The 17544-nt window shown below is 73.2% G+C and carries 1 protein-coding gene (running past one end of the window); it reads left to right on the top strand.

The window, feature by feature from the left end:
* Window positions 1–17544: the end of a protein-glutamine glutaminase family protein gene (locus LIU39_RS11630; protein WP_227046569.1), read on the top strand. Its footprint begins 17931 nt before the window's first position; the window shows 17544 of its 35475 coding nt (coding positions 17932–35475); the start codon falls outside the window, past its left edge; its stop codon occupies window positions 17542–17544.

Genomic DNA, 17544 nt, shown 5'->3' with positions numbered 1-17544 from the left:
CACGTTCCCGGCCGGGCGCCGCAGTTCCCGCTCGGGGTGTTCGGCTCCGTGGTGTCCTTCGGCGGGGTCCGCTTCGACGGCGCCGATCTGCCCGGTGCCCGGCAGGACCGCGGCCTCGGCGACCTGGTCACCGCGCTGCTGCCGGCCGCGGAGCACATCGACGCCGGCCTCCGCGCACGCCTGGAGTCCTCGGTACGCGCCCAACTCGGGGCGCACCTCGACCGGTTGGGTGCGAACAACCTCGCGCGCCGCCTGGTCGACGGCGGCCTGACACTCACCGTGCCCGGCGGCTCCGGGCACCGCGCGCACACCGTCCACGTCCGGCTGACCGACATCCACCACCACCGGGCCACCCACACCGAGGCGCCGTACCGGCCGTACGGCGAGAAGAACATCGGCCCGCAGGAGGCGACGACCGACCGCTCGACGGGCAGTTCGGAGAGCGCCGGCGCCTCCCGTGGCGTCAACGCCGCCTTCAAGGTGCCGCTGACGGCCGGCGGCGCCACGATCACCCCCAAGGCGGGCATCGGCCTGTCGTCGTCCCGCTCGTACGACCAGAGCCGGAGCACCAACGCGTACACCAACCCGTCGCTGGGCTACAGCGGCGCGCTGGAGCATTTCTCCTTCGCCGATGCCCAGTTGGCGGTCACCACGTCCGGACCCGGCGTGAGCGTGCAGGGCAGGACGCGCACGACGGCCGGTGACCTTCTCGTCGCCTTCCCCGCCGAGCTGGTGGAGCCGGCCGCGAACCTGACCCGTACGCGGTGGCAGGCCCAGCTGCCCGCCACCGCGGGCGACGCGCTGCGCCGCCGGTTCACGCAGGAGGCCCTGCGGTTCTTCTCCGTCGCGCAGCAGATCGGCGGCCTCGGGCACCTCCGCGACCAGGTGGTCCGTGACTACCCGACGGACGCCCGGCCCGGCACCGCCCTGCACGAGTTCTGGCACCACCGGCTCGGTGAGCTGAGCGTGCTCAACGACCTCGCCCGGATCCTGAACGGCGGCATGTCGCTGCCGCCGGTGCCGCTGGGCGGCGGCGGGACGCTGCACGGCGGCCTGTCGGGCCAGGTCACCGGTGTCGAGCGGATCGGTGACGCGACCGACCTGCCCGCCGTGCTCAACCTCCGCTGGCTGGAGCTGCAGGGCGCGTCCACCAGCACCGGCGGCGGCTTCTCCGTCAACGCCGGTGCGACCACCGCCCTGGGCACCGCCCTGCCGTCCTTCCAGTTCCCGGTGAAGCTCGACCTCGGCACATCGACGTCGTTCGGCTCCGCGGGCGACACCGGCGGCGGCCGCTGGCACAGCGTCCGCTTCAACGGCCGCAGCGTGCCGTTCCTGATGACCGTCCGCCTGGAGGCCGGTGCGCGGCCCCTCGGCGACGCCGTCGGCCGGGAGCACACCGCGAACGTCGCGGCCGTCGTGCGGGTTCCCGAGGAACTGGCCGACACGTTCCAGGACGCGCTGCGCCACATCGTGGACGAGGAGCGCATCGGCCACGTGCCCGGCAGCCCCCTGCCGCTCACGTACGCGCCGCAGGACGGCGCCCCGGCGGCGGTGATCCCGGCCGACCTGGCGCAGCCGACCGGCAGTTCGGGCCTGTACGGGCCCGTCGGACTGTCCCGCCTGACGTCGCGCGGCCACGCCACCGACGTACGGGAGCAGCTGCGAGAGCAGTTCCTGCACGCCCGGACGTCCACCCGCGCTCCGGCGTGGACGGCGGCCGAGCTGGCGTCCCTCGACACGTTCCTCGACACGCACTTCCACACGCAGTCGCTGGACACCCGCTTCACGGAGCTGTTCGGCGAGCGGGACGCCGCATCGGCCGCCGACGAGCAGGGGCTGCACCGGACCTTCGTGCGGCCGCTGGCCGACGGCGGGACGGAGACGGTCCGCTTCCGGGTGCGCGCCGAGCGGGTGCCCGTGCAGCAGGGCGCGGGCATCGCGCCGCAGTCCGCCGTGTACCTGGAGAAGGCCGGGTTCGACCTGTGGCCCAGCGCCATGCGGGACTTCGCCAACTCCGAGTCGCACGGCTCCCGTGCGGCCCTGACCGTGGGTGCGGCGACGGGCTGGGGTGACCACGCCGGCCACGAAAGCGACCTGAAGCTGTTCTCCCGCGGCCACACCGCCAAGAACGGCCTCACCTCCTACGGGTACCTCCTGTCCGGCCTCAACTACTCGGGCGCCGCACACCAGTTGACGTACCGGGTCCGCCTGCACACATCCGTCACGGTGCAGCAGGTACCGGCGCCGGGACCGGCCGGCACGGTGCACCGGATCGCGCGCGCACTGACGCACGCGGCGCCCGGCGCGGCGGACGCCGAGACCACCGCCCCCCCGCGGGTGATCGAGGCCGAGGCGCGCTGGCTGGTCCCGGTCCCCACGCAGTCCGCGGCGGCACAGACGCCGCACACCGACGCGCTGACGACGACCGGCGGCCCGGTCACCCTCACCCAGCACGACCGGGTGCTCGGCGTGGCCGGTACCGCCGCGGTCCGCCGGCGCGCCCTGGAGCTGCTGACGGACTACGGCGTCCCGGCCCACCAGGCACGGACCCACCTCGAAACGGCGGTCACCCACGACCAGTTGGTGGCGGCGCTGCACACCGGTGCCGGTTCGGCCGTCACGCAGGTGATCCTGGACGGCCTCCTCACCAACCGCAGGGTCCGGCTGATCTTCCGGGCGGAGATCACCGACGTGGTGGACTCCGAGGAGACGATCGCGCTGTCCACGATGGACCTCGCCGAGTACTCGGCGGGCTTCTCCGGCGTCGACAGCGTCGCCACCAACCACCTCAACCACGCCCACTCCGCCACCTTCAGCGGCGGCTCCGGTGAGCTGACGGGCGGGGCGGGATACGAGCGGTCGTCCTCCCCGAGCAAGGGCCACAGCGTCGCGGAGATCACCAACGTCTCCCCGGGCTCGTTCGTCCTGCGCGACGCGCTCCCGCACCGCACCCGGGTGGGCCGGGTGGTGTGGCGCCTGACGGTCCAGGCCAAGAACGTCAACCAGCTCGGCGACTGGTCGCCCGCCGAGCGCACGGAACAGGTGAACGTCCCCGAGGGCCTCACCTTCCTGAGCCCGCAGTGGCCGGAACTCACCCCCGCGCAGGCGGCGGAGGTCCCCGCCACGCTCCCGGTCGCCACGCTTCCCTACGCGTCGGTCAGCGAGCGCTTCCTGCCGCCTGCCGACGCGGCGGCCGCGGCAGCCGGGCACAACCTGGAGAGCCCGGCCACGCTCACCGAGATGATCATGAGTGAGGTCGGGAACCTCCTCGGCACCCACGCCAGGGGCGCCCTGGACTCCCAGTGGACGGCGCACACCCCCGGCACGGCCCTGCCCGGCACCCTGGACACGGTCCTCACCCCGCGCACCCTGCACGCGATGACCGACGCGATGGCCGGCGCCGGCATGGTGCTGCACACCACCGTGCCAGGCCCCGGTCACACCACCCATCTCCAGCTGGTGTTCCGCCTCGACCGCGACCCGGAAGGCCACGGCGCGCAGTTCACCCGGCGGCTCACACCAGGCACCGTCAGCCGGTACACCCAGTGGAACACCCGCAAGGAGTACGGGGTCAGCCACGGCACGGCGACGGGCGACGCGTTCACCGCCCTGTTCTCGGGCGGCTCGGCGGCGTACAGCCGCTCGACGAGCAGCTCGCAGAGCCTCAGCGAGAGCGTGCTGACCCGCCGCCACGACGGGTACACCCTCTCGGGCACGCTGGCCACCTTCCGGCTGGACGGTGTGCTGGAGATCAGCCTCCGCCGGTCCGTGGTGCCGTCCCGGGGCGTCAACACCGTCAGCCTCGACCTGGCCCGGCAGACCACCCGCGTCTTCCAGGCCATGAGCCGGGGCGCCGTTCCCACGCGGCGGATCCGGCTGCGCGAAGAGATCACCGTCCCGCTGTCCGAACTCCAGGGCCCCCGGCCCGCGCAGCGGACCGGGCCGCTCACGGTGGAACGGCTGCCCGTGCCGCGCGCGAACCCCGCGTTCGAGGACGCCGGACGGTTCCGGATCGCCGCGTCCGAACTGGCCCGCAAGTCCGTGAGCGTGGTCTTCAACCCGGCTGCGGTGCGGCAGCTGTTCGACCAGGTGGTCACGGCGCTGAAGGACTACGGCAAGGAGCCGGGCGACCTGGTCCGCGACGGCCAGTTCTCGCAGGACGGCTTCCACCGCTACTTCGACCCGCACGTCCTCACCCGCCATGTGCTGCTCCACGGACTCGGCACCGCACCGGCCGCCGTCGGCCCACTCCTGCGAAGCCTCGGCGGCCCCCTCACCGACACCACCGGCGTGCTCGGCGTCGCCGTCATCCCCGCCGCTGAGGCCCGGTCGCTCGGCTGGCGCCCCGGCACGTCGGAGCGCAGCGACTACGGCTCCCAGAACAACGGGATGACGCTCGGCACCGGCCTCGGGCAGGGCGTCTCGACGGGCTGGGGCCGAAAGGCCCCGGTCGGCACCGCGAGCGACGGGATGTCGTTCGACCGCTCCGCCGGCCAGTCCCTCAGCAGCTCCGGCTGGGCGATGAGCCGGGTCGACGGCGCGGCACAGACCACGCTCTGGCACGCCCACGACTTCACGGACGCCTACGTCAAGGTGGAGGTCAAGGGCGCCAACGCACGCGGCGGGGTCCGCTACGGCGGCGCGACGCGGAGCATGGTCTTCCGCGTGGCGGACCTGCTGGCCGTCCGGTACTCACCGGAGGCGGCCCTGCTGGGCCTCGGCGGCGCACCGGCCACCGCCATCCACACACCGTCCGGCCGCTTCGTCCCGCCGAGTAGGGCGGAGGATCGGCACGACCCGCTGTTCACCGACCTGGCCCGCGCCCAGCGGATCCCGGCCACGGAGGGCGTCCTCCTGTGGCGCGTCCGGGCCGGTGCCGAGGGCACCGTCCTCGCCTACGGCGAGACGCTGACGCACGAGCAGTTCGAAACGCGCTATGTCCGCCGCGAACTCGACAGGAACCCGGCCACCGCGGCGTACACCCTGACGTGGGGCCGACCCGACGCGGACGAATATGTGCACGTCACCGCGCAGGCTCCGGCAGCCGTCGAGGTGACGGCCGTCACCGAGCACGAGGACCAGCTCGGCCAGGGGGAGAGCTCTGCCTCAATCCAGGAGGCCCAGGAGACCCGGGAAGACCAGGAACAGCAGCCGCACGCCAACGACACCGACACGACCGGCGAAACCACAGTCCTGCACCTGGTCGGCAACAACGACGACGGCGCCGCCGCATCCACGACCGACGTCCTCGACGAGCCCAACAGGACCGCCGAGACCACTGAGATCGCTGAGATCGCTGAGATCGCTGAGATCGCTGAGATCACCGAGATCACCGAGATCACCGAGATCGAGGAGATCGAGGAGATCGAGGAGATCGAGGAGACCAAGGAGACCGAAGAATCTGAAGAAACCGCCGAGACCGTCGAGACCGCCGAGACCGCCGACGGCCTCACCTCGGTGTCCGCCCCGCCCCCGCGGGTACCGAACGGCTTCGCCGAGACGGCGCGTTCCTTCCCGCTGGGCACGTTCGGGACCGTGGTCTCCCTCGGCGGCGTCCGCTTCGACGGCCTGGAGCTGCCGGAGGACCCGGCGCACACGGACGCCGGACGGGGCGACCGCACCGGCGCCTCCCGGAACACCGAGGACGCGGCGCCAGGGACGATCGACCCGGACAGCGGCATCGCCGACGTCATCGCCGGTCTTGTGCCGGAGAACCTCCGGGACGCCACCCGCGCGGAGGTCGACCGCCTGCTGACCGCTCTGAGTCCTGGCACCTTCGCGCGACGGCTGCTCGACGGCGGGCTGACGCTGCGCGAGGCCGACACGTCCCGGGCGTCCACCGTCCGGATCGAGCTCACCGGTGTCGACCGGGACCGGGCGACGGCGCTCGCACCGCAGTACCGGCCGCACGGCGAACGGAACATCGGCCTCCAGGAGGCCGGCTCCAGCCGCGGCACCTCCGTCTCCACGGGCCTGACCGCTTCGCGCGGCCTCAGCGCCGGTGACGCGGGCTCGCTCGGCTCCCTCGCGGGGGGCGCCCTCGCCCTCGGCCCCAAGGCCGGCGTCGGCGCGACATCGACCCGCAGTGCGGGCAACAGCAGGACCGACCTGGTGTACGCCAACCCGTCACTGGGCCTCGACGGCCGGCTGACGCACTTCTCGTTCCCCGACGTCCAGCTCACCGTCACCACCACGCCGCGGCACGGCGCGGCGGCGCCCCGCACGGCGCGCGGCGACCTCGTCGTGGCCTTCCCGAGCGAACTGGTCACGCTGGCGGCGAACACCCCCGCCGTTCCCTGGAGCACCGCGCCGCTGCCCGCCGGGGTGCCGGATTCCGCGTACGTCCTGCTCACCGAGCAGGCCCTGCGCTTCCCGATGGTGCCCCAGCAGGTCGGTGACCTCGGAGTACTCCACCGCCAACTGTTCGACGCGCACCTGGACGCGCGCGCCGGCTCCGCCCTGCACGAGTATCTGCACAGCCGCCTGGGCGAGCTGAACGTCATGACGGACTTCACCCGGATCCTCGGCGGGGAGACGCAGCTTCCGCCGGTCCGCACGGGCGACGGCGCCGTCCTGCTCTTCTCGCTCCGGGGCCTGATCGTCGCGGCCCGGCAGGCGGGCGACCCCACGACCGTCCCCACCCACCACAACACCCGCAGGCTCGGCCTGCACGGCGCCAACACCGGCGTCGGCAGCGGCCGTTCGCTGAGCGTCGGGATGTCGCTTGCGCCCGGCGCCGACCTGGCGCCGTTCTCGGGGAAGGCGTCGCCGCTCACCTTCAGCGCGAGCACCGCCACGGGCTCCAGCTCCTCGTACGAGATCGGCGGCGGCCGGTGGCAGACGCTGCGCTACGGCGACACCAGCGTGCCGTTCCTGCTCACCCTCCGCCTCGACGTCAGCTCCCGCCGCCTCGGCCACCCCAATCCGGCGCCGCACAGCGGGCAGGTCTCCGTCGTGGTCCGGGTGCCCGCCGCACACGCCGACGCCTTCCGTACGGCCCTCGAATGGGCGGTCCGCGAGGCGACGGAGCGTCAGGTCAACCCCGCGCACACCCCGGCGCCCGACCCGTTCGCGCAGCAGCACGACACCGTCGCGCAGGAGGAGTTGGCCACCGCTCCCGCGCCGCCGCAGGAACTGGCGACGCCGACCGGGCCCACCGGGCTGTTCGCCCCCGCCGGACTCTCCGGCACTGCGGCCTTGCGCGGTGAGCTGGTCCAGGCGCTGAACCAGGCCGAGCGGCAGACCGGGATCGGGGCCTGGAGCCCCGTCGAGCTGGTGGCCAGGTCCGGTTTCCTGGACGCCCACTTCCACCCCGAGTCGCTGACCTATCAGATGGCGGAGCTGTTCTCGCCCGTCGGCGTCTCGCACACGATGACCCGTCAACTCCCGGACAACGTACGGGAGGTGATCGTCTTCACGGTGCACGCCGAGCGGGTGCCCGTGGCGCGGTCCACCGGGCAGGTCGCACCCGTGGCCGCCCGGGTGCTGCCCCACACCGGGTTCGACCACTGGCCCGCCGCCATGCGTGACACCGCCAACTCCGACACCCACAGCGCCACCTTCGGGCTGAGCAGCAGCGTCTCCGCGGGCCTTGGCACCACCGCCGCCGTCGGGTACACACCGGGCTTCTCGATGACGTACACCGGCGGCCGGCAGCACACGAACGCGTACTACACGTACCAGATCCACGGCTACGCGCGGCCCGCGTCCGCGGAGAACGAGAACGTGCTCTACACCTACCGGGTGCGTCTGCGGCCGTCCGTCACCGTCCACCGTCTCGCGCCGCAGGGCGTGGTCGGCAAGGCCGAGAAGGCGCTGCTCGACACCTGGACCGCGTGGCACGGCGAGCAGCCGCCGGTGGTGAGGGGGCAGCACACCTCCCGCGGCCGGCAACTGGACGGCGAGGCACGGTGGCTGGTTCCCGTCTGGCCGCAGGAGCAGACGCCCGCACCGGTGCAGAACGCCGACGGCGCGCTCACCCAGCGGGACCGGGTGATCGACGTGCAGGGGATCACGGAGGTACGGGAACGCGTGGTCGGGGTGCTGACGGATCTCGGCGTCCCGGAGCCGGTCGCCGTCCTCCAGGCGCAGGCGATGGTCACCTTCGACCAGCTCATCGCGGCACTGCACAGCGCGTCCGACGCGGCGCCGGGAGGGCTCGTCCTCGACGGGGCGTTCACCGACCGGCGGATCCGTCTGGTGCTCCAGGCGCGGATCGACGAGATCGGGCAGAGCCGCCCCGGCACCCTCCCGCTCAGCACGATGGACCTCAACGAGTACTCGGCCGGATTCACCGGCAACCGGTCCGTCACCACCGGCAACTTCTTCCGCAACCACAGCAACACCGTGGGACTCAGCGGCGGTTCGGGCATGGAGCAGGGCGGCGGATCGCTCACCCACACGGCGTCGGACAGCCGCGGCCGCAGCGTCTCCCGGCTCCTGAACGTCAATCCGGGCAGCTTCAGCATCCGCACCGACGTGCCGCACTCCCTGCACACCGGGCGCATCACCTGGACGGTCACCGCGCTCGGCGAGGACGTCAACCAGCTGGGCACCTGGACGCGGAAGAAGCCCGAGCCGCGGTACGCCGAGATCAACAACGGCGTCCGCTTCCTGCGCCCGCAGCCCACCGCCGCCACGGACACCGGCGCCCCGGCGGTCACCGTTCCGCAGCAACTGCCGGTGCAGGCGCTGCCGCTGACCACCGTCACCGAGCGGCTGCTGCCGGTCGAGGGCACCGAGGGCACGCTGTCCCGGCAGATCATGCGGGCCGTCAACACACTGCTGGGCCGCGACGCGCGCGGCAGCCGCGACGCCCTGTGGCAGCTGGAGGTTCCGGGCACCGCCCTGACCGGCACGCTGGACATGCTGCTCACGCCGGGCTCACTGGTGGCCATGACCGACGCCCTGCGGGGAGCCGGTGTGGTCCTGCACGCACTGTCGTCCGGCGGACCCGGGTTCCGCTCGCACACCCAGATCGTGCTCCGCCTGAACCGCGGACACCGCCCCGAGCACCCCGGCACCCGCACGGACGCCGAGCACACCGGCGAGATCACCGAGGGCGTCCTCAGCAAGTACACCCAGTCCAACTTCCGTACGGAGGAAGGGCAGACGAAGAAGAAGGGCACGGGCACCACGCTCGGCGCCACCGCCTCCGCGGCGTCGCCGTCCTTCACCCGCTCCCGTTCACAGGCACAGTCCACGGCGGACAGCTCGATGGCGCGCCGCCACGACGGCTTCACCCTCAGCGGACCACTGGCCGGCTTCGCCGTGCAGGGCACGCTGGAGATCTCCGTCCAGCAGACCGTCCGGATCTCGCCGGCCGGGGCGGCCCTCAGCCTCGGTCTGGGCCGGCCGGTGGCCAGGGCGCTCCAGCCCGAGCGCCGCACCCCGGCGTCCGTGCACGTTCCGCTGACCGAAGAGGTGCTGATCGCGGTCTCGGAGCTGGAGGGCCGGGCCGACGAGGCATCGGCCGCGGCCGCGCGGCAGGACGGCCGGGCCGAGGCCCCGGAACTCCGCGTGGCAAGGCGCGTGCCCGGCATGCCCGCGCCCCGGACCGGCCACGGCATCGACGCCGAGGACCTGGCACGGAAGGCGGCGCTGGTCCAGCTCAGCCCGGAGGCCGTCCGCACGCTGTTCGAGGCGCTGCACGACGATCTGCTGCGGTTCGGCGGCGCGATGAGCGACCTCGCAGGACGCGGCCGGCTCGCGCAGGACGCACTGCGCAAGCTGATCGACCCGCACGTCCTGGCCCGGCACCTGGTCCAGCACGGCCTGACCGATTCCCTCGGCGAGCTCCAGGCCGATCTGCTGACGGTGGATCAGGTCGTGGCGGACACGCACGGCACGGTGCACCTCGCGATCGTCCCGGCCGGGCCGGGCCCCTTCCTGGCCGCCCGGCCGGGCACCGGCGAACGCAGCGACTACGGCTCACAGAACACCAGCTTCTCCACCACCGATGGCCGCAGCAACACCACGGACACCTCCGCCGCCCACGCCCACCCCCTGGCCGGCTCCGCGACGGGCTCGGCGAGCGGTGGATTGTCCGCCGGCCAGTCCACGAGCCTGACCCATGGCACCAGCGGCTGGGCCATGAACCGTGTCGAAGGCGCGGCGACGGACACCTTCTGGAACGTGCACGGCCTCACCGACGCGTACGTCCGGGTCGTGGTCCGCACCCGAAGCGTCATGAGCGGCATCAGCTGGAGCAGCGACGTCTTCGACGCCACCTTCCTCGTCCGCGACCTGCTGTCCGTGAGGCTGTCCCCGGAGGGGACGCTGCTCAACCTCGGCAACGCCGGTGCACGGGCGATCCGTACGCCGTCCGGCTGGTACGTGCCGCCGCGCCTCGCGCGCGACCGGCGCGATTCGCTGCTCCTCGGCCTGCGGCACGCACAGCAGGTCGCAGCGCCGGAGAGCGGGCTGATCTGGCAGGTCGCGGCGGGCCCCGACGACACCGTCACGGCCTTCGGCGAGCACCTGACCCGCGCGGAGTTCACGGACCGGTACATCCGCCCGGAGCTGGACCGCAGCCCGGCCACCCGCGGACACCGGCTCACCTGGGCCCCGGCCACCGACGGCCTCGTGCGGATCACGGCCGCCCCGGCGACGGCGGAAGGACAGGAGGAACGGGAAGAACAGCAGGGCCAGGACCAGGACCGGAACCGGGACGCCCTCGCGCAACAGGAACAGGAACAGGCACAGGACACCTCCGCACAGGAGCGGCAGCAGCAGGCCGCCGCGGCGGAGCGGGACGCCCGGCGCCGGGCATGGGCCGCGCTCCGGGTGGACGGAGAGCAGACGGCCGTCCTGGAGCAGTCCGGGCTTGAGCCCCGGACCGTCGCCGCCGACGGCGACTGCTTCTTCCACGCCGTGGTCGAGACGCTCCGTGCCCACGGGCAGGACCCTCGGCTGCTCGGCATCGACGCGCCGGACGACATACAGGCCCTGCGCGCCGCCTTTGTGCCCCGGCTCCGCACGCTGCTCAACGGCACGGACCCGGATTTCTGGTACCACGTCCTGCCGCCGCTGGCCGAAGCCTTCCGGACCGGGGAAGAGGACTCCCCGCAGTACCTCGCCCACGCGAGCGACGTCCGGCGGATCCGGGACCACGTCGCGGGGCAGTCGGAGCAGGTGGCGCGGCTGATGTCGGAGCCCCCCGACCTCGCGGCCTGGCGCGATGTGCTGAACGCTGCCGGGATCACCGAGCGGATCGTCGCGGACGTCGCGACGCCGGGCCGCTACAACAGCATCGGCGGCGACTTCGTCCCGCTGCTGTTCTCCCAGGTGTACCCGGAGATCCAGCTGTCGGTGCTGAACCTGCGCGGCACCGGATGGCATGCGCTCACCGACCACGGCCACCCGGTCCACCTGGTCCGGGGCCTGACCGCGGCCGGGCAGGAGCACTACCACGCCACCGCCCCGGTCACCTCGACGACCACCACCGACGGGCAGGGCCCGGAGACCACACCCGCGCCGCGCCGCACGCCCGAGGACGTGACGGCGTCCACGTCCGCCGCCAGCACCACCCGCGCCTCCACGTCGGCGCCCAAGGACGTACAGGACCAGCCCCTCGCCCCCGAGAAGACGGACGCGACGACGGAGACGACGTCCGCTCCGCGGTTGCCGGCTCCGCCCGCCCGGCTGGCCGATGGCCGGATCGGCGCGAGCGACCACGTACACGTCCTCGGGGACCACGAGGAAGCCCTCGTCGACGAGTTGATGCCCGCCCTGCGCCGGATGCTCGGCAGCGCGGCCGCCGAAGAGGCGCGCCTGCAGTTCCTCGACCACCTGGGCACGGAGGAGATCAAGCCGTGGCTGTCCGGCCTGAGCCGCGGGGGCACGCGCTGGGTGCCGGTCAATGTGCCGGGCTGGGCCGGTGAGGTCGAGATCGGTGCGCTGCTGCGCGACGCGGTGACGGCCGAGGTCCTGCCCAAGGTCGAGTTCGAGAACGGCGCGGAGTCCGCCGCGGGCACCGGCCACATGGCGGAGCGGACCCGCCACCTCACCTACGGTGCCGCGCTGCGCGTGGCGTTCCCCTACGGGCGGGTCGATCTCTCGGCGACCGCACAGCACCAGAAGTCCGGCGGCGGGGGCACCGAGCAGCTGGACCGGATGATCGCGCGGGCCAAGACCTCGTCCAAGGCGCTGCGGGTACGGGCGGTCGCCGACTTCACGCTCGACTTCTCCGGCGTGTTCGCCACCACCGGCAAGGGCGGCCGGGTGCTGCCCGTCCAGGATCCGCGGCCGGGTGTCTCCCCGTCCGCCCCGCACCGGCTCACCGTCTCACTGCCCACGGAGCTGCTGGTCCCCGCGTGGGATGCGGCCGACCACACCGGCCCGGACCTCCACCGGCTGCCCCCTGCCCGGGTACGGGAACTGCTCGCCATCGGCTCCACCGATGTCGTCCTGGACGTCTATGCCGCCGGCCTCGGCGGAGAGCGGCTCCGGGGTGTGGCGGACCTGCTCACGCAGCGGCTCGCCGGTGGCCGGTCGGTCGACGACCTCGGCCGCGAGGAGTTCGGCGACGCCTGGCCGCAGGTGCGCAGGCAGCTGCTCGCCCGGATCGACTTCGGGCTGCTGCACGAGCAGTTCACCGCGACGATGAACGGTGAGCCGCTGGAGATCGACCTGCCGGACGGCCTGGGCTCGGTGCTGTTCTCCACCGAGGTCGCGTCGATGCGGCACGTGCACGACACCGTGGAGACGGAGTTCACCGTCGGTACCGACGTGACCCGCACGGTCAACCAGGTGACATCGGCGGGCTTCAGCACGTCGTACACGGGTGGCGGCCAGATCGCGCCGTTCGGCGTGCTGCCGCTCAAGGGCGCAGCCCAGCGCCGGGAGCAGTACGGCAGCGACGGCGTCACCATCGAGTCGCACTCCGCCCGTACCGGCACGGCCGTCAAGAACAAGACGCCGGGTTCGGTCTTCGACGGCGTGGCCCTCGTACGCGTCCGGTTCGTCCGTCCGGACAGCGACCGGACGGCCCTGCTCACGGCCTGTACCACCGTCGGGTTCCGTTCACTGTCCGAGACCGTGGAGACCGAACAGACCGACGAGGCCACGGTCTTCACGGCGCCCTGGGTGCAGAAGCTGACGGAAGCCGCCGGGAGGGGGCAGGAGGCGCCGGCCCTGGAACTACTGCCGCGGCGCCTTTCGCCGCCGGAGTTCTCCGGTGAGGAGACCCGTTACCGGCCGCCGTTCTCGGTGTGGAACGTCACGCCGGGCCGCGGCGGCCTGCCGGACTCGTCCGTCGTCCTCGACGTGTTCCCCGGCGGCGGCTTCGACCTCTTCCCGGAGCACGTCCGTCCCGGCGAGAGCCCCGGCGCGCAGGCGACGTGGATCCGTCAGCGGATCGACGCGATCGGCGGCTCGGTCTTCACGAAGGAGGAGTGGCAGCGCCTCGGCGCGCACTACCGCAGCAGCTTCCGCCGCGAGCACTTCGCGGCGGGGCTCTGCGGCCTGACCCGCGGCGGCAGGCTGACCAGTGCGCCGCTGGGCAGCGCCGCAGGCAAGGAACTCACCACGTTCTCGGCTCGGGCCACCCTCCAGTCACTGCGGTACCTGAGGACGATCGACACCGCCGACCTCAACGTCCTCAGCGAGACCGGCAGCGGCAACGCGCTGCGCAACCTGGTCTGGCGCGAGGGCGGTTGGCAGGCGCTCGGCGGCGTCGACGCCACCCTGCCGAACGACGGCTACCTCCAGCCGACGGGCGGCCGCGGCAAGAGCACCCGCACCCGTACCGGCACCCGCGCCGCCGAGCAGGCCAAGAGCCTCGCCAACGCCAGGTACCGGGAGCCGATGGTGGTGTTCGCTGCCGAGGCGGCCATCGGCTTCGACGTCACCGATGAGAACGGGCGGCGGATCCCGGCGCCCGCCGCGGCGCAGACCTCCGTCCTCCCCTTCGTCGTGGCGATCCCGAAGTCGCTGTGCACGCCCTACACGCAGGGCACCCACGTCTTCACCCGCCACCGGCAGCACGCCGCGGGCGAACTCCGGGCACAAAAGGCCGCCCGGGAGACCGCGCCGCTGACCCCGGCGGTACGGCCGCCGCTCCGCGTCACCGAACAGCACCGCCTCGCGACGGCCGACCACGTGCTGAGCCTCCGAGGCGGCCGGTGGCCGCTGACGGCGCTCCGCGACGAGCTGGCGGCGCTCTTCGGGGCGCACTGGCCGGCGGCCGAGTCCCAGCTGGCGGCCTTCCTGGACCCGCAGGCGCTGCGACCTCGCATCCCCCAACTCACCCGGCACCCGGACGCGTTGGAGACGATCACGGTGCAGGCCGGCGGCATCGTCGCCGAGGTGTCGCTGAGCGGGCTCACGGTCCACGGCATGCGGCACCTGCGGACCGTGCCCAAGTTCGAGTCGGAGACCGGAACCGAGCGGACCGGAACCACCGGTTCGATGCGGGACCGGCGCGAGCGCACCCAGCTCATCGGTGACGTGCCCCTCAAACTCCCGGCCGTGGCCACGCTGCGGTACACCCACACCCGCAACTCCGACACCACCACGGGGCACGCCGTGGACACCGGCGGTGCCTCGGTGGCCAAGGGCAAGACCGTCGAGTCGTACGAACTGTTCGACGGGACGCTCTCGTTCCGCTTCGACCTCACGGTGACGCGGCCCGAGCTGTCCGTACCGGAACAGCTGCCGGCCGGACTCCTGATGGACGGTCCCGCCACACCCGGCACCCGGACCACGAGGACGACGCTGACGGCAGGCGCCGACGTCCTTGCGGTCTTCGCCTTCCCGTCCCGTGAAGCCCTCACCGGCGACGGGCGGTCCCCCGCCGCCCCGACCCCCCGCAGCGAGGTGCCCGAACGGATCCTCCGTACGCGCCGCCTCGGGGACAGCGACATCGTCCGGCACGTCACGTTGCCGGACTCCGCGACGGACCTGCACACGCTGCTCGGCGCCCTGGACGACCGGGGCCGGCGGGTCTTCGGCTCGTCGCAGCGCTGGCAACGGGCCAAGAAGGACCTGGCGGCCGCGCTGCCCACCGACCGGATCACGCAGAACCTGCGCGACATGTCGGCGGACCAGCCGCTGATCATCGACGTACCCGGCGGCATCGTCCTCGTCACCGCCGCCGTGGAGGAGATGACATCCGGCGTGCGGGCCGGCGTCACGGAGTTCACCGTCGGCGCCGAGCGGACCTTCGGCGAGGGCGGCACGGACGGGGTGTCCGCGCTCGCCGGCGGTTCGTCCACGGGCCACAACCTGGCGTTCACCGGCAGCGGCCGGATCGCGCCCGGCGTCAGCCTGGTGGGCGGCGTCAACGTCACCACGGTGACCGGCAACGACACGGTGTCGATCACCGGGACCACCGGCAAGACCGCCAAGACCACCAAGAGCAAGGTCACTTCGGCGCTCCATCACGGCCGGATCCTGCTCCGCTTCGACATGCAGGCGACGGACAACGGCGCCCACCACGCGGTGCTCCGCGCGCTGTACCGCAGCGGGGCCCGCACGGTGCAGGAGGCGCTCGGCAGCCTGCAGACCAGGCGTGATCGGCTGTCGGCCGACCAGGCGGCGGCGTCCACCGGCGCCGCGACGCAGCTTCCGGGGGTCGCTGGCATCCTGCGGCAGTGGCGCGCGAACGAGCGGTCCTGGCTGCTCAGGGCCGCCGAGGAGTGGCGCACCCGGCTGACGCCCCTCCAGGCGTCGCTGACCCGGAAGGGAGCCGGCCGCTCGATCGGCACCGTCCCCGTCGGCTTCGCCGTGCTGGTGGAGGACGTCGCGCCGGACGCAGACCGGCGGCCCGCGCCGGCGCGGCCCACCGACGCGTGGGTGATCCGCAGCCTCGACTCCATCGGCGGACTGCACCAGATGCTGTCGGCTGGCGCCGTCGAGCACCTCGGCACGTCGCGGTGGAACACCAGGCCGGGGAGCAGCAGCCGGACCTGGAAGCAGCAGGCGGAGTACGCCTTCAACCGCGAAACGCTCAAGGCGTGGCTGGTGCACATGGCGACCGTGCGGGTACCGGAGAACGGCTACCTGCCGCCCGGTACCTCGCTCGGCTTCGACCTGTGGACGGAACCCGGCGGGCAACTGCGGGTCACGGCCACCGTCGACCTGCCGCACGAGCTGGAACTGGTCCGGGTCGACGAGACGGCCGAGCTGACACGGACCGGCGAGGCCGGGCACCGCTACGGCGCTGCCCAGCACGACACCAAGCAGCATTCCGGCCGGGTGCAGTTCGGCGTCGAGGGCAGCGCGACGGGCACGTCCAAGGCGCGGGGCACCGTCTCCGTCGGCGGCGGCAGCCAGTCACGTGACGGCGGCACCCTGATCGAGAACGGCCGCGTGATCACCGGCACCAAGACGCCCCAACCGCACGAGATCCGCACCGGCCAGGTACGGGTGACGTTCCGGTACTACCGCGGTCGGGAACTCCTGGGCACGGTCCAGGGCATGACACCGGTATCGGTCGGCATCCCGGTGCAGCCGGCCACCGAGCCGTCCACCGAACGATCCACCGGACCGGCACAGCCGAAGGACGCGTCGACGACGGAGGACTCGTCGGCGCAGCGGGATGCGTCCACGACACAGGACGCGCCGGCGCAGCGGGAGACGCAGCAGGATGCGTCCACCTCACAGGACTCCTCCACCTCACAGGACCTGACCGCCTCACAGGACCTGTCGACGTCCGAGGACCTGACCGCCTCCCTGGACGTGCCCAAGTCCCAGGGCGAGCAGCAGACGACGGACGCACGGGGCGGATCCCGGACGTCTGCGCCCCAGGAGCAGAGCACCCCGCGGAGCACCACGGACGGCGGGAAGTCCGCGCCGTCCCAGCCGCGGACCGTCACGGTGCCGCAGCCGTCGGCGCTCACGACGCCGCCCGTGGACACGTTCCTGAAGAGCCTGCCTGCGGCCACCACGGCGGCGCCGTCGCAGGCGGCCGCGGCGCAGCCGTCACGGTCGGCCCCGGTGCCGCAGGCGCCACTGCCGCTCGCCAACCTGGGCACCGCTCCGCAGCACACGGCCACCGCCTCCCGGGCGGACGCCGAGCCGGCCGCCCCCGCTCCCCTGGTTCCGCTCGTCGTCGACCAGGAGCTGGTCCAGGGACGTCTCCAGGTGACCCGGTGGGAGCCCTCCGCCGCACCGGAGCGGTCCGGGGCGGCGATCGGCCAGATCCGCTACCGGATGGGCACGCTGGATTCCGGAAGCCTCCCGGCCCAGGACCCCGTTCTGGAGCTGGCCGGGGCGGCGGGCGGCGGGCAGCCGCCGCGGGTCCTGCACCTGAGCGGGGCGATGTTCCGGGACGACCCCGACGACGCCCGGCAGATCGTCGCGGCACTGCTGCGGCGGGCCGCGACGCTGGCCGAGGGCGGCCGTATCGACCCGGGGGCCGAGCTGGTGCTCGTGGAGACCAACGGGGCCGTACTGACGCCCGAGCTGCTCGGCGTGTTCGGCTTCGAGCGGCTGGGTGACGGCGGGCTGTGGCATCTCGGCACCGACGGTTTGATCGCGGGGATGAGCCGTCGGCCCAAGCCGGAGGGCCTGATCGTCGACAACTGCGAGTCGACGCGGTAG

It is taken from the genome of Streptomyces pinistramenti, from assembly GCF_020564935.1.
GTDB lineage: Bacteria > Actinomycetota > Actinomycetes > Streptomycetales > Streptomycetaceae > Streptomyces > Streptomyces pinistramenti.
The sequence above is the reverse complement of the archived record's forward strand: the minus strand, read 5'-3'. Positions and strand labels throughout refer to the sequence as shown.